The sequence below is a fragment of the Paraburkholderia sp. FW306-2-2C-D06C genome, assembly GCF_058781505.1.
Window position 1 is genome coordinate 91,070 of record NZ_JBYSWU010000001.1, and the last position, 22,233, is coordinate 113,302.

The window sequence follows — 22,233 nt, forward strand, 5'->3', positions numbered from 1 at the left end:
ACAACGTGCTGAAGAATCTGGACCTGTTGTTGAATACCGCGCTTTTGCATACCGATGCGCCGCGCGCACGTCATACGCGTCATGCACGTCATGCAGCTCATGTACGTCATGCCCCAAACGAAGTCCTCTCGGGCAAGGCTGCGCGAGGGGAGCGCAAATGAACGCGCCTCAGCAAGCAAACGGGCGCGTCGTCATTCTCGGCATCTACGTCACCGACCTGACGTTTCGCGCCGGGCGTATGCCGCTGATCGGCGAGACGATCGCCGGCTCGGCGTTCGCGATGGGGCCGGGCGGCAAGGGCTCGAATCAGGCGGTCGCGGCGGCGCGTGCCGGCGCCGAAGTGGTTTTCTGCACCCGCATCGGCAACGACGCGTTCGGCGCGATTGCCCGCTCGACGTGGGCTGCTGAAGGCATCACGGCGCGCGCGTCGATCGTGGAGGGCGTTTCCACCGGCGCGGCGCATATCTTTGTCGACGACACCACCGGCATGAACGCGATCATCGTCGCATCCGGTGCGGCCGGCACGATGAATGCAGCCGACGTCGACGCGATCGAAGCCGACATCGCTGCCGCGTGCGTGTTCGTCACGCAGCTCGAACAACCGCTGTCCGCCGCGCGCCGCGGTCTGGAAGTGGCGCGCAAACACGGCGTCACGACCGTGTTCAATCCGGCGCCCGCGTTGCCGCTCGACGACGGAATTTTTCCGTTGTGCGACTACATCACCCCGAACGAAACCGAAGCCGCCGCGCTGACCGGCGTGCCGATCGCGAATGCCGACGATGCGCGCCGTGCCGCCGATGTGCTGCTCGCCAAAGGCGCCGGCGCGGTGATCGTCACGCTCGGCGAAGGCGGTGCGCTGCTGCATTCGGCGAGCCGATCGGTACACGTGCCGGCTTACCGCTGCGGCCGCGTGGTGGAAACCGCCGGCGCCGGCGACGGCTTTACGGGCGGCTTCGCGGCGGCGCTGGCGCGCGGCGACGATGCGGTCTCGGCGATGCGCTTCGGTTGCGCGCTCGCGGGCATTTCCGTGACGCGTGCGGGCACGGCGCCCTCCATGCCGACGCTCGACGAAGTGAAGCGGGTCCTGAATCAGTCCGGCCAGTCGGGCCAGACGTCACAGGCATTCTGACTGTTTGCGCAGGTCGAAGGAGATCGCCGTCACCATGAAGTCCTCGTTCGCCGCTGGAAAACTGTTCGCCGACCGGCAACTGAATTTTCTGCTGATCGTCAACGTGCTCGTCGTGCTGGTCGCGACGTGGCTATCGCACGGGCAGTTCGTCGACATCGACAACCTTCAATCGATGGGCGGCCAGTTGCCCGAACTCGGTTTGCTCGCGCTCGGCATCATGCTGTCGATGGTGTCCGGCAATGGCGGGATCGACCTGTCCGGCGTCGGACTGGCGAACCTCTCGGGCATGGCCGCCGCCATGGCCGTGCCGCATTTCGTCAACGGCGACGACTCGCCGGCGCTCTATACGGCGCTGTTCTGCGCGATCGTGTTGACGGTCGGGTTGCTTGGCGGCCTGCTGAACGGGGTGGTCATCGCGCGTCTCCGGCTCACGCCGATTCTCTGTACGCTCGGCACCCAGCTGTTGTTTACAGGTGTCGCCGTGGTGCTCAGCAACGGCGCGTCGGTGCATGTCGACTATGTCGATCCGTTGTCGAATATCGGCAACGGTACGGTGTTTCAGGTGCCGCTTGCGTTCTGCATCTTTATCGCGGCGGTCGCCGTGCTGGGGTGGTTGCTCAAACGCAGTCCGTTCGGCCTGCGCCTCTATCTGATGGGCACCAATCCCAAAGCCGCGTTCTATGCCGGCATTCCGCGCGCGCGAATGCTGATCACGACCTATGCCATGTGCGGCGTGCTCGCTTCACTGGCGGGGCTCATCAGCACGACGCATACGTCCAGTGCGAAATGGGACTACGGCAATTCATATCTGCTGATCGCGATTCTGATCGCGGTGATGGGCGGCGTGAACCCCGCGGGCGGGCATGGACGCATCGTCTGCGTGTTCTTTGCCGCGACGGTGCTGCAATTTCTGTCGAGCCTGTTCAATCTGCTGGGCGTGTCGCAGTTTTTCGGCGATTGCGCGTGGGGTTTTCTGTTGTTGCTGTCGCTGGCGTTCGCGGGCGGCGAGCGGGTGCGGGCGATTTTTGGCTTCGGCGGAGGCGGCAGTGCAGGCGGCGCAGGCGCGGCGCCGAAGCGTTAGCGTTCGAGCAGACGCTAGCAGGCACAACAAGGTTTTCAGTACGCGGCGGACAACGAGCCCTGGCTGTCCGCGATCGTGAAGAGGGGCGACATCGAACGATAAAGGAGACATCGCATGAAATTGACTCGACTGGGCACCGCGTTTGCGGCAGGCGCCCTCGCGGTGGGCGTGATCGCCGCCGCGCAAGCTGCAACCAACGAGACGATCGTCACGGTCGTCAAGGTGACCGGCATCAACTGGTTCAACCGGATGGACGACGGCGTCAAGCAGTTCGCGAAGGACAACCCGGGTGTGAACGCCTATCAGACCGGCCCGGGCCGCGCGGATGCCGCGCAGCAGCTGAAGATCATCGAGGACCTGATCGCGAAGAAAGTCACGGCGATTGCCGTGGTGCCCTACGATCCGCCGACGCTCGAACCGGCGCTGAAGAAAGCGATGGATCGCGGCATCAAGGTGGTCACCCATGAGGCCGACAACGCGAAGAACACGATGGTCGACATCGAAGCGTTCGACAACACCGCCTACGGCGCCGGGCTGAACGAGCGTCTTGCGTCGTGCATGCACGACGACGGCAAATGGGCCGTGCTGGTCGGTTCGCTCGGCAGCCGCTCGCAGGTGCAATGGGCGGACGGCGGCATTGGCAACGCTAAGGCCAGATATCCGAAGATGAATCTGGTCGAGCCGAAGCTCGAAACCAACAACGACGGCGAGCGCGCGTATGAAGTCGCGAAGGAAGTGCTGCGCAAGCATCCGGACCTGAAAGGCTTCCAGGGGTCGTCCTCGCTCGACGTGATCGGCATTGGCCGCGCGGTCGAAGAAGCCGGCATGCAGGGCAAGATCTGCGTATACGGCACGGGCTTGCCGACCGAAGCAGGCAAGTTCCTCGAAAGCGGCGCCATCAACGGCATCGCGTTCTGGGATCCGAAGCTTGCGGGCATCGCGATGAACAAGGTCGCGCAGATGCTGGTGGACGGCAAGACGGTCGAGAACGGAGCCGATCTCGGCATCCCTGGTTATACGAAGGTCACGGTCGCCAAGGGACCGGGCAAGGGCATCATCGTGCGCGGCCAGGGCTGGGTGAACGTCGACAAGTCGAACTACAAGCAGTATCCGTTCTGATCCGTGTTTCAGGTGCCACGGCGTGCCCATGCGGGCACGCCTTAACTAGCGGTTCGCCATCATGAATCAAGACGCATCGTCATCGCAGCCTCAACCGTCGCAGCCTTTTCTACAGGTCTGCGGCGTGCATAAACGGTTCACCGGCGTGCATGCATTGCGCGGTGTGAGCCTCTCGTTCGAGCGCGGCCAGATCTATCACCTGCTCGGCGAGAACGGCTGCGGCAAGAGCACGCTCATCAAGATCATCTCCGGTGCGCAGCCGCCTGACGAAGGCGTCCTCGTGATCGAAGGCGTGCGGCATGCGCGGCTCTCCGCGCTCGAAGCGCTCGCGGCAGGCATCGAGACCGTCTATCAGGATCTGTCGCTGCTGCCGAACATGAGCGTGGCCGAAAACGTCGCGCTCACGTCCGAGCTGGCGCTGCACGAAGGCAGGCTCGCCCGCACGTTCGACCGGCGCGCGCTGGCGCGCACGGCCGCGCGTGCGCTCGAAGCAGTCGGTCTGCCCGGCGACGCCGATTTTCAGACGACGCTCATCGAACAATTGCCGCTCGCGACGCGTCAGCTGGTTGCGATTGCCCGCGCGATCGCCAGCGAGGCGAAGTTCGTGATCATGGACGAGCCCACGACGTCACTCACGCAAAAGGAAGTCGACAACCTGATCGCAGTGCTCGCCAATCTGCGCGCGCAGGGCGTGACGGTGCTGTTCGTGAGCCACAAGCTCGACGAGTGCTACGCGATCGGCGGGGAAGTGATCGTGCTGCGCGACGGACAAAAAATGGCGCAAGGACCGATCGCGCAATTCACGAAAGCGCAGATCAGCGAGTTGATGACGGGGCGTCACCTGTCGAACGAACGCTATCGCGAGGGCGGTCTTGGGCAGGATGTCGTGCTCGATGTGCGCGGTTTGACGCGCGCCGGCCAGTTCAATGATGTGTCGTTTGCGCTGCGTGGCGGCGAAATTCTCGGTGTCACCGGTTTGCTGGATTCGGGGCGCAACGAATTGGCGCGGGCACTGGCAGGCGTCGCCCCCGCGCAGTCGGGGCAGGTCATCGTGGACGGCAAGGCTATCGCATTGCGCACGCCGTCGGACGCGAAACGCCATCGCATCGGCTACGTGCCGGAAGACCGCCTGAACGAAGGACTATTCCTCGATAAACCGATCCGCGACAACGTGATCACCGCCATGATCTCCAGTTTGCGCGACCGCTGCGGCCAGATCGACCGCGCCCGTGCGCAGGCGCTCGCCGAACAGACGGTGAAGGATCTGCAGATCGCGACGCCCGGCGTCGACAAGCCGGTGCAGTCGCTCTCGGGCGGCAACCAGCAGCGCGTGCTGATCGGCCGCTGGCTCGCCATCGATCCGCGCGTGCTGATCCTGCATGGACCGACTGTCGGCGTCGACGTCGGATCGAAGGACATCATTTACCGCATCATGCAGCGCCTGTCGCAACGCGGCATCGGCATCGTCCTGATCAGCGACGACCTGCCGGAACTGCTGCAGAACTGCGACCGAATCCTGATGATGAAGAAAGGGCGCGTCGCGAGTGAATACCTTGCCGACGCGCTGAGCGAAGCCGACCTGTATCACGCGCTGCTTTCGGAAGCCGCATAGAGGACGCCAATACCCATGAACTCGCGCATGAATCCGCGCATGAATCCGCGCATGAACCAGACCATGAGCACCCCGACCGTCGTCGAAGTCGCACCCGAGGTCAAGCCGCCGGGGTTGCGCACGAAGCTCGCGCGCAACCCCGAATGGTTCACCGTCGCGCTGATCGCGGCCACGTGCCTGATCGTCGGCGCGATCAATCCGCGCTTCTTCCAGCTCGCGACGCTGTTCGACCTGTTGCATTCGGCCACCACGATGTCGCTCTTCGCGCTGGGGACGCTGGTCGTGCTCGCCTCGGGCGGCATCGACGTGTCGTTCACCGCGATCGCCGCGCTGACCATGTACGGCATCACCAAGGCGGTATTCGCATGGTGGCCCGACGCACCCTTCGCGCTGATCCTGAGCACGGGCGCGCTCGGCGGCGTCGTGCTCGGCATCGTCAACGGCCTGCTCGTGCACCGCTTGAAAGCGCCTTCGCTGATCGTCACGATCGGCACGCAGTATCTGTATCGCGGGCTGTTGCTGACCTTCATCGGCACGACGTTCTTCATGAACATTCCGCACAGCATGGATCGTTTCGGCCGCATTCCGCTGTTTTTCTATCACACGGCAGACGGACTGCGCGCGGTGCTGCCGATTTCGGTGCTGGCGCTGGTGGCGGCCGCGTTCGTCACGTGGTGGCTGCTGAACCGGACGATGATGGGGCGGGGCGTCTATGCGATGGGCGGCAGTCTGGCGATTGCCGAACGGCTCGGCTACAACCTGCGCGCGATCCATCTGTTCGTGTTCGGCTATACGGGCATGCTTGCGGGGATCGCCGGCATTCTGCATGTATCGAACAATCGTCTCGCGAATCCGTTCGATCTGGTCGGCTCGGAACTCGATGTGATCGCCGCGGTGATCCTGGGCGGCGCGCGCATTACCGGCGGCACGGGCACGGTAGCCGGTACGCTGCTCGGCGTCGTGCTCGTCACGCTGATCAACAGCGTGCTGATTCTGGTCGGCGTGCCGAGCACCTGGCAGAAGGTGATCATCGGCGCGTTCATTCTGATTGCCGGGACACTCTTCGCGTTGCAGCGCAAAGGTTGAACGCCGCGGTCGGCGCGCTTGCAACGCGCGCTGTCGAGGCGCCGTGCCGCAAGCGCGTTTATCTGCGCTTGCGGAGCTCCTGACCCTTCTCCGTGATGATGGAATCGAAGTCGTCGATTTGCGAGAAGCGCACCGCCTTGACGACGCCGAACTTGCTCTGGTCCACCACCAGATGCCGTTCGACGGCACTGGCCATGGCGGCCTGCTTCAATGCGACTTCGTGAAAATTCCAGCAGGTGACGCCGCGTGCGGCATCCACGCCGCCCGCGGAAATGAACGCCTTGTTGATCCCCATGCGGCGCAGCATCTCGAGACTTTCTTCGCCCGCAAATGAATCCGACGACGGCACATAGACGCCGCCCAGCAGAATCATCCGCACATTCGGCTTGCGCCGCAGAATCTCCGCGACATTCAACGAATAGCACACCACGGTGACGTGGCGCTCGACCGGAATCAGCCGGGCAAGCGTGGTGAGCGTCGTGCCGCAATCGATGAAAAGCGTTTCGTTGTCGCCGATGAGTCCCGCCGCAATCGCGGACGCTTCCGCCTTGGCCTGCGCGAAGTGGTCTTTCTCCTCTTCGAGTGAGTAGCCGGCGTTGTTCGGCACGTCAGTCGCGCTGACGATGTAGCCGCCGAGATAGGTGAATCGTTCCGGACTGCCTGCGATGTCGCGCCGGACAGTCATTTCCGAAACGCCCAGCAGACTGGCGGCGTCGCGCAGGCGCATCACGTTCTGCCTGGCCAGCGCATCGGCGAGGGCGCGGAGGCGATCGGGTTTCAGCATGGAGGTCCTGTCGCGCAGTGGAGGGGGCGTTATGTTTTGTTCGATTTGGTGAAAGAATTATAACAAGAGGTGGTCTGCGCGGCGAGCCTCGTGTGAGCATGGCGGCCCAACTTTTTCTACGCAAATGTTCGAGTCCTGCATTCCTTGCCGTGCGCGAAATCTTTGCAACTGAAGATTCAGTAACGGGCAACGGTCGAAGGAAAGTTAAGTTAATCGTGTAGTAACTCAACGCGTTGGAGAGCCACCTACACTTCGAGCCTGGCTTCATTCTGGAATGCTCAATGGCACCGCCTCCATCCCTTGCGATCGACTCCGTGCGTGGCTTCGAATTGACGGGGGACGGTCAGTACCTGATGTTGAAGACCAATCAATCTTCCAGCATTGCGTTGCATTGCTCTGTCATGCACGAGTTGCTGGCGGCCTTGTCGAACGCCATCGGCGTGTCGGAGCGGATTCGCAGTAAGAAGAAAAGCGTGAAATTCGCGATGCCCTGTGAGGCGTGGGAAATCGGCAAGGATGGCGGGACGGCCGCCCATCTGATTCTGACGTTCCGTCTACCCGGCGGTGCGGAACTTTCGTTTCGCATGCAACGCACTCAGGCCGCGCACATGACAGAAGTGCTGGCGTTAGTGAGCGGCGTGGCAAAGCTCGGCGATCTGTCCCGCATCACGATGCAATAGCGATCGCGTCCCCATCATCCGCGCCTCGAGCAATACGCGAAAAAGCGCATTGCAATCGCGGTTTCCACGTTGTGCGTCTTTCATTTGGCTCCCCTGCATGTCTGTTCAATTCCCATCCGCGCGCCGCAGCAGAGCGGTGACCTTCGTCGGCCTCGGCGTCAGTGTGACAGCGGTGTCGGCCTACGCCGGCGAATCATTCGTGGTTAGCGATATCCGGCTCGAAGGACTGCAACGCATCGAACCCAGCACCGTGTTCGCGTATCTGCCGATCAAGCAGGGCGCGACATTCAGCGAGGATAAGGCTTCCGAAGCCATTCGCGCGCTGTATGCCACCGGCTTTTTCAACGACGTCAAGATCTCGACCGAAGGCAGCGTCGTGATCGTGCAGGTGCTGGAGCGTCCGGCGATCGGCACGATCGATTTCGCGGGCATCCATGAATTCGACAAGGACAACCTGACCAAGGCGCTGCGCGCCGTCGGTTTGTCGCAGGGCCGCTACTACGACAAGGCGCTGGTCGACAAGGCCGAGCAGGAACTGAAGCGCCAGTACCTGACGCGCGGCTACTACGCCGCCGAAGTCACCACCACGATCACGCCGATCGACCGCAACCGGGTGTCGGTGCTGTTCTCGGTGGCTGAAGGCCCGAGCGCGAAGATCCGTCAGGTGAATTTCATCGGCAACAAGGCGTTCAGCGAGAATACCTTGCGCGACGAAATGCAGCTGTCCACGCCGAACTGGTTCTCGTGGTACACGAAGAACGACCTGTACGCGAAAGACAAGCTGACCGGCGACCTCGAAAACATCCGCTCGTATTACCTGAATCGCGGCTACCTCGAGTTCAACATCGAGTCGACGCAAGTGTCGCTTTCGCCGGACAAGAAGGACATGTACCTGACGGTCACGCTGCACGAAGGCGAACCGTACACGATCTCCGGCATCAAGCTCGCGGGCAATCTGCTCGACCGCGAGGCGGAGCTCAGCAAGCTGATCGACATCAGGCGGGGTGAGCGCTTCTCCGCCGACAGGTTGAAAGCGGCGACGAAAGCGATCGTCGACAAGCTCGGCGAATACGGCTATGCGTTCGCCACCGTCAATGCGCTGCCGCAGATCGATCAGGAACACCACAAGGTGGACCTGACGCTGCAAGTGGACCCGAGCCGCCGCGTATACGTGCGCAACATCAACGTGGTCGGCAACTCCCGCACGCGCGACGAAGTGGTGCGCCGTGAAATGCGTCAGATGGAAAGCTCATGGTTCGACTCGAATCGGCTCGCGCTGTCGAAGGACCGCATCAATCGTCTGGGCTACTTCACCGATGTCGATGTGACCACGGTGCCGGTGGAAGGCGCGCAGGACCAGGTCGATATCGACGTCAACGTGACAGAAAAACCGACCGGCTCGATTTCGCTGGGCCTGGGTTATGGCTCGGGCGAGGGGCCGATCGTCTCGGCGGGCGTCTCGCAGGACAACGTGTTCGGCTCCGGCACCAGCCTGGCGGTGAATGTGAACACTTCGTCGACGTACCGAACGCTGACCGTCACGCAGGTCGATCCGTATTTCACGGTGGACGGCATCAAGCGCATTACCGACGTCTTCTACCGCACCACCGAGCCGCTGTATTACTCGACCGATTCGAGCTTTCGAATCATCACGGCAGGCGCGGATATGAAGTTCGGGGTTCCTTTCTCCGAAGCCGACATGGTGTACTTCGGGCTGGGATTCGAGCAGAACCGTCTGGAGATCGATTCCGCTACGCCGCAGAGCTACAAGGACTATGTCGCTGAATTTGGGCGTGTGTCCAACAATGTGCCGGTGACGGTGGGCTGGTCGCGCGACAACCGTGACAGCGCGCTCGTGCCGAGCCGTGGCTACTACGCGCAGGCGAACGCCGAATACGGCACACCGCTCGGCGATACGCCTTACTACAAGGCCGATCTGCAGGCGCAATACTATTATTCGTTCGCGCGTGGCTTCGTGCTCGGTCTGAATTTTCAGGGCGGCTACGGCAATGGATTGAACGGCAAGGCTTACCCGATCTTCAAGAACTACTACGCCGGCGGGATCGGTTCGGTGCGCGGCTATGAGCCGAGCTCGCTTGGACCACGCGACGCCACTACCAACGACCCGATCGGCGGGTCGAAGCTGCTGGTGGGTAACGTCGAACTGACGTTCCCGCTGCCGGGCACGGGCTACGACCGTACGTTGCGCGTCTTCACATTTCTCGACGGCGGCAACGTATGGGGCAGCGAAGGCAACAGCATTGGTGCGAACGGATTGCGATACGGCTACGGGCTGGGCCTTGCCTGGATCTCGCCGATTGGTCCGCTCAAGCTGAGTCTCGGCTTTCCGCTCGTCAGGCACGCGGGCGATCAATACCAGAAGTTCCAGTTCCAGATCGGCACGTCGTTCTAAGTGTCGACACTTACATGGCTGCTTCAGGTAGTGCGTTGCAGCGTTGGCTCAGTCGAAGTGTTGTGCCCGGCAGGTTCCTGCTCGAATCCGTAGAAGGCATGCGGCGTGATGCTTAGAATCGAGTCGACAACCGCCGGGTCCAGACCCAGGTCCAGCAGCGTTGACAGCGACTGGCCGTAGTCCAGCACCTCTTCGTATTGCGTGTGGGGCCAGTCGCTTCCCCACATCAGGCGCTCAGGGCCAAAGTGTTCGAGGAGCTGGTTCGTCGCGTCGCGGACAAAGCTGGAACCAGGAGCCGTACAGCGGTACGCGCCCGAGACTTTCACCCAAACCCGCGCTGTGTTGCCAAAGTCGAGCAGCGCCTTGAATCCGGGATCGCTCGTACCCTTGTCCGGGTCGGGCCTCCCGAAATGGTCGACGACGACCGGCAATCCCGCCTCCAGAAGGCAGTCGATCAGCGGCGCCAGGTCATGCGCTTGCCGGTGCAATTCGACATGCCAGCCGAGTCGCGCCAAACGGTTCAGCAGCGTTGCCCACGATTTTCCGCGCAACTCGGGTAATGCCTGCTCTATCAGGTTAAGCCGTACGCCGGTAATGCCCTGGTCATGCAGGTCAACTAACTCTTCTTCGGAGATGTCGGGCGCGACGACTGCCACGCCCCTCAAGCGGCGGGTGTCACGCGAGAGCGCTTGCAGCAGATAGCGGTTGTCGGTGCCGAGAAAGCTTGGTTGCACGAGAACGGCCCGGCCGATGTCGTGGGTGTCCAGAAGTTGCAGATAAGCAGCGAGCGTTGCATCGTAGCCCGGCGCGTAGCGCCTTCCGTCTGCCAGTGGCAAGCCTCGCTCGAAAACGTGCGCGTGAGTGTCCACGCGGCAGGGGCGCGATGGTGCGGTGAGTCCTCGAGAGCTCATGGTCATCCCCGCGGAGGGTTCAAGGTCAACCGCGCGTCGTCGGCGGCATCGGCGGCGAGTTCCGGCGCCGCCGCACGCAGCCGCTTGCCGCGCGTCTCGGGAAGGAGCAGAACGGCGACCATCGCCAGTCCGTATGCCACTGCGGCGTCGATGCCGATTGCCGCGCCGAGCGACATCGAATGACTCATATAGCCGACGAGAGCCGGGAAGCTTGCCGAGGCAATGCGCCCGAAGTTGTAGCAGAATCCAACGCCGGTGCCGCGCATGTCGGCCGGATAAAGTTCGTTGAAGAGCGGGCCCAGGCTGGCCGGAATGCCCGCGGCGAACAAGCCGAGCGGGAAGCCGAGAACGAGCATTTCCGTGTTGGTCAGCGGAAGCATCACGTAGGCGAGCACGGTGACGATGCAGCAGAACGCGAACAGTGCAACGTTGCGACGGCGGCCGATTCGGTCGAGCAGATGAGCGCTCGCCATGCAGCCGCACCAGAAGGCGACGATGACAACCGCGAGATAGCCGCCGGTATTCAGCACCGAGAGGTGCCGCTCTTTGGCAAGGAAGGTCGGCAGCCACGTCATGATGGCGTAGTACCCGCCGTGAGCGCCGGTACCCAACACCGCGCCAATGATCGTGGTCCTGATTACCCGTGGCTGGAAGACCTGCGTGATTTGCCCCAGCGCGGAGACCTTGGGTTCCGCGCTGGCCGGAGCGGGACGCACGGGTTCCTTGAGGTTGCGCCGTACGAAGAGAACCAGGCCGGCCGGCAACAGGCCGACAGCGAACATCGTTCGCCAAGCCGTGTCCGACGGCAACCAGGAAAAGGCCGCGGCATAGAGCAGGACTGCGGCGCCCCATCCGACCGCCCAGGCGCTTTGCACGGCGCCCATGGCCTTGCCGCGGTGTTCGGTCCGGATGGTTTCAGCCATCAGCACCGCGCCCGCCGCCCATTCGCCGCCGAATCCGAACCCTTGCAGCGCCTTGAGGACAAGGAGCTGAGGGAAGTTTTGAGCGAACGCGCAAAGAAACGTAAAGCTTGCGAACCAGAGAATCGTCATTTGCAGCGTCCGGACTCGCCCAAAGCGATCCGACAGCGCCCCGGCGAGCCAGCCGCCGAGCGCCGACGACACGAGCGTCACGCTGCTGATCGCGCCGGCCTGCGTATGGTCGATGCCGTAAGCCGCGATGATGGCGGGGATCGCCAGTGTGAACATCTGCACGTCGAGCGCATCGAGTCCCCAGCCTGCGAAGCACCCCCAAAAGGTGTTGCGTTCGAGGGGCGTGCCTTGCTTGTACCAACTGAACATGCCTGTCTCCGTTCGTGCGTGTCATCGTTCACGTCATACAGTCATATATATGACTGTATGAGAAGTCTAGGCCGCCGGACGGGAATGTGCATTCGGGATTAACCCTTGATGACTCGGCCGGTTGCGGATGCGGTACAGTGGTAGCTCCTCTGAACAACTATATGAATCATGAACGCGCTTTCTGTCATGACCAAGCCGGACGATCGATTGCCCCGGTATCAGCAATTGCGGGACGACCTTGTCAGCCGGATTGCCGCGGGGGAATGGGCGCCTGAGGAAGCCATCGCCACCGAGGCGGAGCTTGGCCAGTTCTATAACGTATCCACGGGTACGGTGCGCAAGGCAATCGATTTGCTGGTCGTCGACGGTGTGCTCACGCGCAGTCAGGGCAAGGGAACGTTCGTTCGCCGGCCGCGTTTTGATTCGTCGCTGTTTCGCTTCTTCCGTTTCAAGTCGCGTGCGGGTGAGCCGGTGCGGCCGACTGCGCGCGTGCTCAAACGTGAAGTGGTCAAGCCGGGTGAAGAGATTCGCGCGAAGTTGCGGATGAAAGCCTCCGAGAAGGCGATTCACCTGTCACGCGTCCGGCTGATCGAAGGGCAAGCCGTCTTGTCTGAAGAAATCTGGCTGCCCCGCGCCCGCTTCGAGCCGCTGGCAACCCTGGCGCTCGAGGATTTCGAGGACCTGCTGTACCCCTTATACGAGCGGCTCTGCCGGCAGATCGTAGCGTCCGCCACGGAAATTCTCAACGTGGAACAAGCCACCGCCGACGATGAAGCGCTTCTGGGCGTGCCGGTCGGCAGCCCCGTGATTCTTGTTCACCGTGTCGCGTCCGACTTCGCCGGGACACCATTCGAATGGCGCAGCACCCGCGGCGGCGCCGCCACCTTCCAGTACCAGGTCGAAATCCGCTGAGCGGCAAAACCCGGCGGCAAAACCCGGCGACAGAGCCGTCCGAAAGGCGAGGGCGGCATGCCGCGGCCGCCCGGCTTCGCCCCGGGTGCGGGTATCACCTCATAGCGCCTATTTCAAATTCATACAAACATATATATGACTAAATCAATTTGGCTGATTGCGCCGAGGTAGCGACTGCCGGTCTATGACGCGATGGTCGAAGGCGGCCAGCAAGGAAACTGGAGCGGACCATGACTACACCGGCAGGATTTGAGCAGCAGGTAATGAAGAAGATGGCGTGGCGGCTGATGCCGTTGCTGATCGTCATGTTTCTCATCTCGTTTATCGACCGCCAGAATGTCGGCTTTGCCAAGCTGGAGATGGTGCATGCCCTCGGCATGACGGAAGCGTCATACGGTCTTGGGGCGTCGCTATTCTTCATCGGTTATCTCCTCTTCGAGGTGCCCAGCACGCTTGCGCTTCATCGCTTCGGCGCACGGACGTGGCTCGCGAGAATCATGATTACCTGGGGCGTCGTCACGGTTCTGATGGCGTTCACCCGGTCGCTTCCCGTCTTCTATTCGTTTCGCTTCGCGTTGGGTGTGGCCGAGGCCGGCTTTTATCCCGGCGTCATTTACTACCTCACCCAATGGTTTCCGCAGAGTTACCGCACCCGGGTGCTCGGCTTCTTCACGCTGGGCAGTTCGCTCGCGAACATGCTCGGCTCGCTGATCGGCGGTCTGCTGCTCACCCTCGGCGGGACGTGGGGATTCGCGGGATGGCAATGGGTGTTCATCGCGACGGGCATTCCGGCCATCCTGATTGCATTGGTCGCGCTCAAATTCCTGCCGGATTCGGTCAGGAACGCGGCTTTCCTTTCGCAAGCGGAGAAAGACGTCGTGATCGCCGCGCTGAAGCGCGAAACGTCAAGCGAGGCGAAGGCGACGCGGCCATGGGGCGCGCTGCTCGACCCGAAGGTGCTGATGTTCGCGCTGACTTACATGCTGATGTCGACTTCGCTGTACGGCGTGACCTACTGGATGCCGACGCTGCTTAAAAGCTATGGCGTGTCGTCGTCGCTCAATGGCTTGCTGAACATGATTCCCTGGGCGCTCGCAACGCTGCTTCTGCTCTGGCTTCCTGGCAAGCTCAAACGTGAGCGCGTCGTTCTGAAGGCAATGAGCCTGGTGGCAGGAATCGGGGTGATCGGCTTCGCGTCGAGCCTCGTCTTGCCGGGCGCGTCGATGCGCTTCGCTGCCCTGTGCCTGGGTGGAGCATGCATCCCGTTGCTGTACCCGTGCTTCTGGTCGCTTCCGCCGCGGTTCTTCTCGGGCGCGAGAGCGGCAGCGAGCGTTGCGGCGATCAACGCAATCGGCAACCTTGGGGGCTTCGCTGGTCAGAACCTGATGCCTTATGTCGGCAAGGTCGCGCATAGCCATGTCGCGCCGATGCTGGTGCCCACCGCCTGCCTGTTCGTGTTGGGGATGGGAACCGCTGTCGCGGCGCTGGCCAGTGCGCGCCGCAGAATGGCGCTGGAGTCGGCGGCGTAGAGCGAGCATCAGCCTGGGCGCTGCCTGAGCGCGCCTGGCTGAGGGCCGTAGCGGTGGTCGGCACGCTGATCGCCGCGCGGTCCTTCCGGCTTACAAAGCGAGCTTGTCCATCTCGCCATAAGCGCGATTCAGCCACACTTTGACGCGCTGCCGCTCCAGCATGCCGAGTCCGTTGGCTGAGCGGTCGGGGTGATTGACTGCGGCCCAGAAGCTTGCGCCTTGCTGGTCGATCTTCTGCATCGTCGTATCAGGCAAGCGGCGTAGCGAGATGACGCTGGCGCCAAGCGCTTCGGCCCGGGCGCGTTCGCCGGACGCATCCAGAATCTGGAAACGCTCGCCGCGGATTTCATTCAGAACGAGCACAAGCTTGATTCGTCCGCCGAACTGGTCGAGCCACTCCCGCAGCAAATCGACCGAATCGCGTCCTGCGTCCATGACGTGCCACCAGGTCAGCGTCAGGCCATGCTCTTCGGCGAGCGCGATCACGTCCGCATCGTCCAGCCATTTGCTCAAAGGCTGCTGGGTCTGCGCGGCGAGATCGACCAGAATGCGCCGCTCGGGCTTCTCGAGCGCGTGTTCGAGGATGGGATCGAGACTGTCGTGCTGATCGAGCACGGCCGGAGCGGCAAAATCGGCATAGAACCGCAATAAGGCGCCATGCGATTTATCGGTGTCGAAGCCAATGAACGGCGTGCTCCGGTCGATAAAATGCTGGGCCAGCACGCGGGCGACGAGCGATTTGCCAACGCCGCCTTTTTCGCCACCAATGAAGTGGATATGGCTCATTTCTGCGGATCCTGTGTGGTGATGCGGCCTAAGTCAGAAAGGACCGTACCAGACTTCGGTGACGTATCCGCGAAATAGGCTACACGGAAAAGAAATGAGCGGCGGTAATACGATGCGATGCGATGCGATGCGTTCGTCTTAGTCGTCGTGGCGATGGTGCTTGCGGTGGTGCTTGCCGCCGTAGTTGCGTTGACCGTAGTCGTTCGAATACGCATTACGCGACATGTTGCCGCCTAACGCCGCACCCGCGCCGCCGCCAACGGCCGCGCCGACCAGGCCGCCGGTGCGTCCGCCCATCGCATTGCCTGCCGCCGTGCCGGCACCGCCGCCCAGCGCTCCGCCGATGATCGCGCCCGTGCGCTCATGACCGTGCGACGTCACCGCGCCACCCGCGCCGCCACCCACCGCACCGCCGAGCACGGCGCCCGTGCTGCCCCCGAGTGCGCCGCCCACCGCTGCGCCGGCAACCCCGCCGAGCGCGCCGCCGACGGCGTTGTTCATGTCGCCGGCAAAAGCCGGTAAGGACGTGGCTGCTGCAAGTGCCCCGATGGCAATGATCTGGCTGATTTTCTTCAACATATGCAAACCTTTTCTTCGTTCGAAAGACGTCAGCCAAACGCGTATCGGCCGGCGTCTCGTTACTGTTGTAGTTGTGAACCTTGACGGACTGTATTCGCCCATTGACCGGACATGGCGCTAACTCGCGCAGGGGCGCTGATTGTGCCGATGGCACCGATTGCGCGGCGTGCTAAAGCGCGTCTTATCCGGTTTTTCGGCCCGAAGAATAGCATTTCCCATCGCCGATTCCATCCAGGGATCTGGTAACAAACGGCAGGGATCTGGTAACAGACTGTTAAGAAAAGCCCGTCCCGATCGTCTCCGATCGCAAGAGCCACGTCTTGCACAGGGTAGGGGATTGCATTGATCGCCAGAAACAGCGCCGCCACGCCGACATTCCACAGCAGGATCATGAGCGCGGCATCGATGGGATGAAACAGCGCTAGCGCAACCGCGGTCATCGCCGCAACCGCGAGACTGCCCATCATGGCAATGGGCGTAGGAGCGAGCCGTGCGTGTGCCGGACCGTGTGGAGGGTTAGAAGAATATCCTGAACCGTGTCTTCGACATCGTTCCTGTTGTTGATCTGTCGCGCGGCCAACGACCGCAGGTATGGCGCGATCGCTTCGGGCAGCAGCCGGTAGGCTTCCCGGTCGCCGGCCTGCGACCGGATCATCAGCATGGTCCAGTCGACGCTGCCGTCGGTGCGGCTTGCGGGACAACCTGGCGCGCATGGAAAGGGACAAGCTGGAGAAATGCTTCGGCGTCGACGCGGTCGCGAAGAACGACTGTGCGCAAGGCGCTCATTCCTGCGCAGGACAGGCGACGCAGGCGCGCGATCCGAAGTCATTCGTCCTGCTGCCCGCCGGCGACTGCTCGAAGATCCAGGGCGGCAAGCTCCAGGCGGGCCGAGCGGCCGTTGTGCGATGAAACTCGCTGACGCCACGGCGCGCGACAGGTCTTGCCCATTCCTACGAGCGCGGATATCGGGCTGCGGTTCCGTCATCATCAGACAGTGATCGACACGCAGCCCGATGTCGCCTGGTTCGAGGTTCAACCAGACCTGTGGCGATTGTTCTGCTTGGTATGACAGCAGTCATCGAAATATTTGTCTATCCGCAGGCGTGGCCGACGCATATCCAGTGGGCGGCGATGCTGCTGGTCCTGGTGTGCAGGGGCGGGGGGAAGTGGTCTGTAGACCACCTCGCTCGGCAAAAGTGGGTCAACGCATGCTGATTTTCGTCTCACGCATGCGGAGGGATTTTGTCGATTTTGAACCCGCCATTAATCAGATGATTGGTTTTAATAAAAGATCTGACGAAAGGCGATATGAAGCACTTTCTATGTTTCATCGAATTCGTGCCGTATCGCTCTGTCATCGCTGCAGATTTATCAAATATGCCAATTTATATTAATAATATAAAAAACGCTTAAATGTCGTCTGCTGCTGCTAAATTGTCGTCATCAGTTGATAAAAATTAACATTTTCCTTTTTTTGTCAGGCTGAGGCAGAGCTCTTCGTTTTCCCTCGTTTTGGAAAACCGTCGGGCACCTGCCGTGGAAGATTCTTCGAATTATTACTTATCATCTCCAGCCGCCACCACGTTACACAGATGAAACGTTTATAATTCATCTGCCAAAAACGTTCGCAACTAATACCGAGTCCGCGCCGAAGCTCTGTCGATCCAGTAAGAATTACATCGATAAGAGTTGTGCCGCGCTGGAGAAGGATTTCTTGTGCGAAACGCCTGGCGAGTGAGTCTGGCGCCTCGAGTGCTATCTGCAGGATCCTTCGCCGGTGCTGGACTGCCGGACCTGGACGTGGCCCAATGAGTTTCGAGTTCCGAACCTGCCTGCCAGGTGATGGGCTTGCCTCGACTGCCGGGTCACCGGGTTCGTACCGGCATTGGGCCGTCAAGAGTGAAAGAAGGCGGATTCGACCGAGCTGTCAGCTGTCCTCAATTTCCTGATTGAACGTGCCGAGCGAATGTCTGTTTGTCACATGGAGGGTGCGCCGAACTGCTGGTGCAATCCTTACCAGGTGTGACAGGTTTTATCGTCGGCACGCCATAACCCCTTGTGTTGGCTTTTTTGGTGTGCGCTCGGCGGATCGTTTCAAACTGGCTGCCAAGTCGACTGAACTGTTCACGCAATAGGTGCGTACGGTCGAGTCTCGCGACATGCTGCGCTGGATGCCTGGCGTTGCAGATCCAGGGAGGTAGTCACTGATAGCACGTCGTCGGATGAGCCTTAATCAGGTTGTTAGTAAGGAGTGCGTAATTTAAATGTGTTGACTGATGCCAGATCGAAATGCTGAACGCGCTGTTGTCTGGCAGCGGTCAGCTCACGGGCGGATGTCTAACGGTATCTGCCAGCGGAAAACGTCACATCGAAGCGCCAGCTTCGTCAGCAATGAACGCAATCAGTGCGTTCTCCGGTTCATCTCTCTGTGCTCAATAACGCCAAAGCGGGACGGCTTTGATCGATCTTGCTGAATCCTCGGGGACAACCTGCTTTTTAGCGATTCATACGGACAATGACGAGTAATCTAAAACTACTGGGCGTTGCGACAGCAACGGTGTTGGCATCGTTTGCTGCGCAAAATGCGCAGGCTCAGGCCAGCACCATCACCGTCGCAGGCCAGCAATACAAGTTGTGCGCACTGGAGAATGGCAACTGCGCATTCCTCGGAACAGCTTCGGTGGTGTTCGGTGCGGTTCCGCCCGATGCGCCATCGGTGATGTTGACCGCGCCGGCTACCTTTAGTAACGGGGTCGGTTGTTATGTCGGCGCTGTTTCGCAGACCGATCCCGCAGTCGGCTACGACAAGGCATGCTGGATGACGGCGGTTGCCGCTAGCCCGACGCCGACACCGACGCCGACGCCGACTCCGACGCCGACGCCGACGCCGACGCCGACACCGACACCGACACCGACACCGACACCGACACCGACTCCGACTCCGACTCCGACCCCGACCCCTGGCAGTTCAACCATGTCGTGCGGCTCGCCGACACAAACAGCGGGCGGAACCTCCAACGGGTTGATCAGCGCCGACACACCCACTACCGACGGCCTGCGCGTTTTCCAGAACAACGCACCGTTCAAGCTCGCGATTACGACGAACGCTCAGAGCGCGGATACGGTCATCTGGTCCGTGGCGGACTCGAATGGCGCGATCAAGACGCAGGGAAGTTTCGCGGTGAGCTCCGGTGTGAAAACCAGCACGATTCCGTGCACGTCGACGTGGTCCGGCTATGGCGCGCTGACCGCGACGCTGCGCTCGAATGGCGGCACGTTGCCGAGCAGCGGAACGCGTCCGATGGGCATCGCGACGTTCGGCGTGTTGCCGAACCTCAAGCCGGTACTGGGCACCGTAACGTATGCCCATCAGGATCAGCACCGCTTCGGCATGCAGGGCTTCAACGGCAACATCGCTGCGCTGCATGCTCTGGGAATCTCGTGGACGATCGACGACCGTCAGGTATCGGCCATGGAACCCAATGGCCCCTACACGTACACGCCGAACGTGAACGACCTCGATCCGTTCTATAAGGCTAATCCGGATCAGATGCGCATTGTGCGCCTCGATGGACTGCCTGCCTGGGATTCGAAGACGGGCCAGTTCAACGACAGCTATTACGCACCGTCGAACATGGCTGAGTTCCAGAGTTTCATGGGCAGGGTCGGTACCGATACGAGCCTGATTCGCGCGGCCAATTACCCGAACCAGCAAAAGAACTATTACCAGGTGACGTGGGAGCCGAGCCTCGGGTGGGCGGATAGCGACGCAAACTTCGTCGCTATGTACAAGGCCGCTTATGAAGGCATTCACTCGACCGATCCGAATGCAGTCGTGATGGGCACGGCCAACCCGTTCGCCGCGAATTGCGACACTTGCACCACCGGCTATCTGCAGAAATTCGGTGCGCTTGGCCTGTGGAATTACATCGATGCCGTCTCGACGCATGGCTACTGGAATGCGGGCACCTATCCGTCTCATCCGCCTGAATTGCAGGACTCGGATCCGGATCCGGCGAACCAGGCCAACGCGCTCGACAACCAGATGGTGCAGTTGCGTTCGGTGATGCAGGCGGGCAAGCCGAACATGAAGCTCTTCTTCACCGAAGCTGGCGCGAGCTACGATCCTGGCCTTAGCTACGGCCCCACGGTGCCGTCGCAGAACCAGTTGTTCGCCCATGCCGCGATTGGCGTGCGGGCGCACATTATTGTGCTCGGCGGCGGCGCGCAGCTCACGACGCTTTTCTATGGTCCTGACTATCCGGGCGAAGTGGGCTACGGCTCGTTCTTCGACCTGAATGACGCCCAGGGCGCGTACGGCGCAACGAACCTCTCTCCGAAGCCGGAAGCGATGGCCTTCGCCACGATGACACGGGTCCTCGACGGCACGAATACCTTGGGCCGGGTCACGGGTACGCCGTCCGGAACCTTTGCGTACGCGTTCCAGCAACTCGGCAACGGCAAGGTCGTGACGGCTGCGTGGGCGCACAACAATGCGCAGTGGCCTACGAGCGGTGGCCTTTATAGCCAGACATACTCGGCCACGTATCAGCTTCAGGTCGACAACGCTGGCACGTCGGGCAATGTGACGAAGATCGATGGTTACGGCAATGCCAGCACGCTTGCCTATACCAACGGCAAAGTCACGCTGACCCTCACCGAGGTGCCGCAGTACATCGTGTCGAACAACGCGACGGTTGCGAAGAACAATGCGACTGTTCCGCTCGGCTATACGGGCCAGTAAGGGCTGAGGGTGATTGACGCGCCGCTGCGAAAGTAGCGGAGGTTCGCTGACCGGTTGGCTGGGACCACACCCTGGCCAACCGGTTGGCTGACCATAATAAAGCCTGCCAAAAGTTAATCAGCGCTACCCATTAGCGGAGGCGAGTCGAGGCTCTTCGAGATTGACGAAGACGGGTTGTCGGTATCGCGAATCCGGAAAGTCGGCATAGCGCGTTGAGACAACAGGCGAGCCTGGCGTGTCGGATTGCCGCGATCGTGCGGGTTACCCGTGACCTTCCGCGGAGGCCATTCGAAAGACCGAGATGCCCTCCATAGGGTCCAGTGTTTCGCGCCAGGGTGCACGTTCCAGTAAGCGGGTCGTGTCGTCATAACCTGCCGCCCAGCGCCGCTCGATGCCACTCGACGAAAAATCGATATCCCTGTTCAGGTCGTCGTTGTCGAATGCCGGCGCGTCGAGTTCCAATACCTGCATCGTCGTGCCACAGCCCCAGCCGAGAAGCTCCTGAATCTCCGGGGCATTGCGCCTCTCTTCGGGGATGTATTGGCTGAGTTCGCGAATGACATGACGCAGCCGGTGAATCTGCTTCTGTCGATCGAGATGGCTCTCCGCGCGGCTCGAATACTGAATGTCGCGCTGCCGGCTCATGACCTGCAGAATCGATTCGGGTTCCGGACCGCTCGAGGGCCACAATTGCACGGAAAAAATCACCGAGCTGCAGCGCGGCCGGTCGTCGAGCACGGCTTCGAGCGGCGTGTTCGAATAGACGCCGCCGTCCCAGTATGATTCGCCTTCCAGTCGCACCGACGGGAAGCCGGGTGGGAAAGCGGCGGATGCCATCACATGCTCGACGTCCAGCAGCGCGTCGCGATTGGTGAAATACCGCATACGTCCGCTACGGACATTGACCGTACCAACGGTCAGCCGCGTGGTCTTCCTGTTCAGGTAATCGAAATCGACCAGTGAAGACAAGGTCTCACGCAGTGGCTCTGTCGAATAGAATGCCGCCCGTTCGGAACCGACGCGCGTTTGGATACTCGCCCAGGACTCCAGCTGCGGAGTGAAGAACGACGGCACGCCTTGCGTGACGATCGCCAGGTCGCGCGACCAGTTTGCGAGTCCTGGCAACCAGCTTGCCGCATCGATGTCTCGACGCGCCACGCCGTTCCAGAACTGGGTCAACCGGGCAATTCGGTTCTCGGGCGGATTGCCGGCGATGATTGCGCCGTTTATCGCGCCAATCGATGTACCAATCACCCAGTCGGGTTTGATCTTGCCGTCATGAAGCGCCTGATAAACCCCAGCCTGGTACGCGCCGAGAGCACCGCCTCCCTGAAAGACCAGCACAACCTGTCCGGGAAGGTCCGGCGCGGCGCCCGACCGGCCGGCCGGGTCAACGTCGCGTTCGCCGTGCGTCTTGTTGCCCTTTGCCGTCATTGTCAGTCCCCCGGACGAATGCTGCGATGCCGGTGATTCTGCCACGTGCAGGGTCGGCGTGGCGTGAGATCGGCACGTGGCTTCTTCAGACGATACAAGTCCTCGAAGGGCATGACGCACCTGCCGTTCGCTG

General features: G+C 61.5%; 19 protein-coding genes and 2 pseudogenes. 13 read left to right on the forward strand and 8 right to left on the reverse strand.

Going from position 1 to position 22,233, the window contains the following annotated elements; translation table 11 throughout:
- Positions 1–5: 5 nt before the first annotated feature.
- The 6 genes from AC3WLT_RS00430 (at position 6) to AC3WLT_RS00455 (ending at position 6,027) form a co-directional block, all read left to right on the forward strand.
- Positions 6–161, forward strand: coding sequence for a hypothetical protein (locus AC3WLT_RS00430; RefSeq protein ID WP_492589720.1), 156 nt, complete (start codon positions 6–8; stop codon positions 159–161).
- Complete coding sequence (gene rbsK / locus AC3WLT_RS00435; RefSeq protein WP_492589722.1) at positions 158–1,129, forward strand: ribokinase; 972 nt, start codon at positions 158–160, stop codon at positions 1,127–1,129. The genes AC3WLT_RS00430 and rbsK overlap by 4 nt, the downstream gene beginning before the upstream one ends.
- Before the next feature lie 34 nt (positions 1,130–1,163).
- The gene (locus AC3WLT_RS00440; RefSeq protein ID WP_492589724.1) at positions 1,164–2,210 is read left to right on the forward strand and encodes an ABC transporter permease; all 1,047 of its coding nucleotides are present in this window, start codon (positions 1,164–1,166) and stop codon (positions 2,208–2,210) included.
- Between the two features lie 114 nt (positions 2,211–2,324).
- A complete protein-coding gene (locus tag AC3WLT_RS00445) occupies positions 2,325–3,329 on the forward strand; it encodes an autoinducer 2 ABC transporter substrate-binding protein (RefSeq protein WP_492589726.1) in 1,005 nt (334 codons plus the stop codon).
- A 61-nt stretch (positions 3,330–3,390) separates the two neighbouring features.
- On the forward strand, positions 3,391–4,941 hold the full coding sequence (locus tag AC3WLT_RS00450; protein ID WP_492589728.1) for a sugar ABC transporter ATP-binding protein: 1,551 nt from the start codon (positions 3,391–3,393) through the stop codon (positions 4,939–4,941).
- 15 nt (positions 4,942–4,956) lie between these two features.
- Complete coding sequence (locus tag AC3WLT_RS00455; RefSeq protein WP_492589730.1) at positions 4,957–6,027, forward strand: ABC transporter permease; 1,071 nt, start codon at positions 4,957–4,959, stop codon at positions 6,025–6,027.
- A gap of 58 nt (positions 6,028–6,085) precedes the next feature.
- Here AC3WLT_RS00455 and AC3WLT_RS00460 read toward each other — a convergent pair whose 3' ends face one another.
- On the reverse strand, positions 6,086–6,811 hold the full coding sequence (locus AC3WLT_RS00460; protein ID WP_492589732.1) for a DeoR/GlpR family DNA-binding transcription regulator: 726 nt from the start codon (positions 6,809–6,811) through the stop codon (positions 6,086–6,088).
- A 281-nt stretch (positions 6,812–7,092) separates the two neighbouring features.
- Between AC3WLT_RS00460 and AC3WLT_RS00465 the strand changes: the two genes are divergently transcribed.
- Together AC3WLT_RS00465 and bamA are read left to right on the forward strand one after the other, a co-directional pair.
- Positions 7,093–7,491, forward strand: a complete 399-nt coding sequence (locus tag AC3WLT_RS00465) for a hypothetical protein (protein WP_492589733.1) — start codon at positions 7,093–7,095, stop codon at positions 7,489–7,491.
- Between the two features lie 97 nt (positions 7,492–7,588).
- Entirely contained in the window at positions 7,589–9,904 is a 2,316-nt protein-coding gene (bamA, locus tag AC3WLT_RS00470; RefSeq protein WP_492589735.1) for an outer membrane protein assembly factor BamA, read from the forward strand.
- A 23-nt stretch (positions 9,905–9,927) separates the two neighbouring features.
- Here bamA and AC3WLT_RS00475 read toward each other — a convergent pair whose 3' ends face one another.
- Positions 9,928–10,815 carry an amidohydrolase family protein gene (locus AC3WLT_RS00475; protein WP_492589737.1) on the reverse strand — a complete coding sequence of 296 codons (888 nt, stop codon included), beginning with the start codon at positions 10,813–10,815 and terminating at the stop codon, positions 9,928–9,930.
- Positions 10,816–10,817: 2 nt separating this feature from the next.
- On the reverse strand, positions 10,818–12,116 hold the full coding sequence (locus AC3WLT_RS00480) for an MFS transporter (RefSeq protein WP_492589739.1): 1,299 nt from the start codon (positions 12,114–12,116) through the stop codon (positions 10,818–10,820).
- A 186-nt stretch (positions 12,117–12,302) separates the two neighbouring features.
- On the opposite strand from AC3WLT_RS00480, the gene AC3WLT_RS00485 reads away from it, so the two are divergent.
- Together AC3WLT_RS00485 and AC3WLT_RS00490 are read left to right on the forward strand one after the other, a co-directional pair.
- Positions 12,303–13,028 (forward strand): GntR family transcriptional regulator, encoded by a 726-nt coding sequence (locus AC3WLT_RS00485; RefSeq protein ID WP_492590114.1) that lies wholly within the window; start codon positions 12,303–12,305, stop codon positions 13,026–13,028.
- 230 nt (positions 13,029–13,258) lie between these two features.
- Positions 13,259–14,557: an MFS transporter gene (locus tag AC3WLT_RS00490; protein WP_492589741.1), complete on the forward strand. Its 1,299-nt coding sequence runs from the start codon at positions 13,259–13,261 to the stop codon at positions 14,555–14,557.
- A gap of 90 nt (positions 14,558–14,647) precedes the next feature.
- Here AC3WLT_RS00490 and AC3WLT_RS00495 read toward each other — a convergent pair whose 3' ends face one another.
- From AC3WLT_RS00495 to AC3WLT_RS00510, 4 genes are all read right to left on the reverse strand, one after another.
- Positions 14,648–15,343, reverse strand: a complete 696-nt coding sequence (locus AC3WLT_RS00495; protein ID WP_492589743.1) for a P-loop NTPase family protein — start codon at positions 15,341–15,343, stop codon at positions 14,648–14,650.
- Between the two features lie 138 nt (positions 15,344–15,481).
- Complete coding sequence (locus AC3WLT_RS00500) at positions 15,482–15,922, reverse strand: hypothetical protein (RefSeq protein WP_492589745.1); 441 nt, start codon at positions 15,920–15,922, stop codon at positions 15,482–15,484.
- Between the two features lie 59 nt (positions 15,923–15,981).
- Positions 15,982–16,389, reverse strand: a complete 408-nt coding sequence (locus AC3WLT_RS00505) for a hypothetical protein (protein ID WP_492589747.1) — start codon at positions 16,387–16,389, stop codon at positions 15,982–15,984.
- Positions 16,386–16,583 carry a hypothetical protein gene (locus AC3WLT_RS00510; RefSeq protein ID WP_492589749.1) on the reverse strand — a complete coding sequence of 66 codons (198 nt, stop codon included), beginning with the start codon at positions 16,581–16,583 and terminating at the stop codon, positions 16,386–16,388. Before AC3WLT_RS00510 ends, AC3WLT_RS00505 begins: the two co-directional genes overlap by 4 nt.
- Before the next feature lie 32 nt (positions 16,584–16,615).
- Here AC3WLT_RS00510 and bufA1 point away from each other — a divergent pair.
- The 3 genes and pseudogenes from bufA1 to AC3WLT_RS00525 all read left to right on the forward strand — a co-directional run.
- Positions 16,616–16,831, forward strand: a pseudogene (gene bufA1, locus AC3WLT_RS00515) (BufA1 family periplasmic bufferin-type metallophore); the annotation flags it as partial.
- 123 nt (positions 16,832–16,954) lie between these two features.
- Positions 16,955–17,137: pseudogene (locus AC3WLT_RS00520) on the forward strand (DoxX family protein); the annotation flags it as partial.
- Between the two features lie 1,300 nt (positions 17,138–18,437).
- Complete coding sequence (locus tag AC3WLT_RS00525; protein ID WP_492589751.1) at positions 18,438–20,666, forward strand: hypothetical protein; 2,229 nt, start codon at positions 18,438–18,440, stop codon at positions 20,664–20,666.
- Between the two features lie 261 nt (positions 20,667–20,927).
- Here AC3WLT_RS00525 and AC3WLT_RS00530 read toward each other — a convergent pair whose 3' ends face one another.
- Positions 20,928–22,100 carry a patatin-like phospholipase family protein gene (locus tag AC3WLT_RS00530; protein ID WP_492589753.1) on the reverse strand — a complete coding sequence of 391 codons (1,173 nt, stop codon included), beginning with the start codon at positions 22,098–22,100 and terminating at the stop codon, positions 20,928–20,930.
- Positions 22,101–22,233 lie beyond the last annotated feature (133 nt).

Excerpts from the sequence above, each read along its gene's own strand:
- AC3WLT_RS00445 (WP_492589726.1), top strand. The coding sequence starts at position 2,325 with ATGAAATTGACTCGACTGGGCACCGCGTTTGCGGCAGGCGCCCTCGCG.
- AC3WLT_RS00440 (WP_492589724.1), top strand. The coding sequence starts at position 1,164 with ATGAAGTCCTCGTTCGCCGCTGGAAAACTGTTCGCCGACCGGCAACTG.
- AC3WLT_RS00450 (WP_492589728.1), top strand. The coding sequence starts at position 3,391 with ATGAATCAAGACGCATCGTCATCGCAGCCTCAACCGTCGCAGCCTTTT.
- AC3WLT_RS00480 (WP_492589739.1), bottom strand. The coding sequence starts at position 12,116 with ATGTTCAGTTGGTACAAGCAAGGCACGCCCCTCGAACGCAACACCTTT.
- AC3WLT_RS00500 (WP_492589745.1), bottom strand. The coding sequence starts at position 15,922 with ATGTTGAAGAAAATCAGCCAGATCATTGCCATCGGGGCACTTGCAGCA.
- AC3WLT_RS00505 (WP_492589747.1), bottom strand. The coding sequence starts at position 16,389 with ATGATGGGCAGTCTCGCGGTTGCGGCGATGACCGCGGTTGCGCTAGCG.
- rbsK (WP_492589722.1), top strand. The coding sequence starts at position 158 with ATGAACGCGCCTCAGCAAGCAAACGGGCGCGTCGTCATTCTCGGCATC.
- bamA (WP_492589735.1), top strand. The coding sequence starts at position 7,589 with ATGTCTGTTCAATTCCCATCCGCGCGCCGCAGCAGAGCGGTGACCTTC.
- AC3WLT_RS00495 (WP_492589743.1), bottom strand. The coding sequence starts at position 15,343 with ATGAGCCATATCCACTTCATTGGTGGCGAAAAAGGCGGCGTTGGCAAA.
- AC3WLT_RS00465 (WP_492589733.1), top strand. The coding sequence starts at position 7,093 with ATGGCACCGCCTCCATCCCTTGCGATCGACTCCGTGCGTGGCTTCGAA.
- AC3WLT_RS00485 (WP_492590114.1), top strand. The coding sequence starts at position 12,303 with ATGACCAAGCCGGACGATCGATTGCCCCGGTATCAGCAATTGCGGGAC.
- AC3WLT_RS00490 (WP_492589741.1), top strand. The coding sequence starts at position 13,259 with ATGACTACACCGGCAGGATTTGAGCAGCAGGTAATGAAGAAGATGGCG.
- AC3WLT_RS00510 (WP_492589749.1), bottom strand. The coding sequence starts at position 16,583 with ATGCTGATGATCCGGTCGCAGGCCGGCGACCGGGAAGCCTACCGGCTG.
- AC3WLT_RS00475 (WP_492589737.1), bottom strand. The coding sequence starts at position 10,815 with ATGAGCTCTCGAGGACTCACCGCACCATCGCGCCCCTGCCGCGTGGAC.
- AC3WLT_RS00530 (WP_492589753.1), bottom strand. The coding sequence starts at position 22,100 with ATGACGGCAAAGGGCAACAAGACGCACGGCGAACGCGACGTTGACCCG.
- AC3WLT_RS00525 (WP_492589751.1), top strand. The coding sequence starts at position 18,438 with ATGACGAGTAATCTAAAACTACTGGGCGTTGCGACAGCAACGGTGTTG.
- AC3WLT_RS00460 (WP_492589732.1), bottom strand. The coding sequence starts at position 6,811 with ATGCTGAAACCCGATCGCCTCCGCGCCCTCGCCGATGCGCTGGCCAGG.
- AC3WLT_RS00455 (WP_492589730.1), top strand. The coding sequence starts at position 4,957 with ATGAACTCGCGCATGAATCCGCGCATGAATCCGCGCATGAACCAGACC.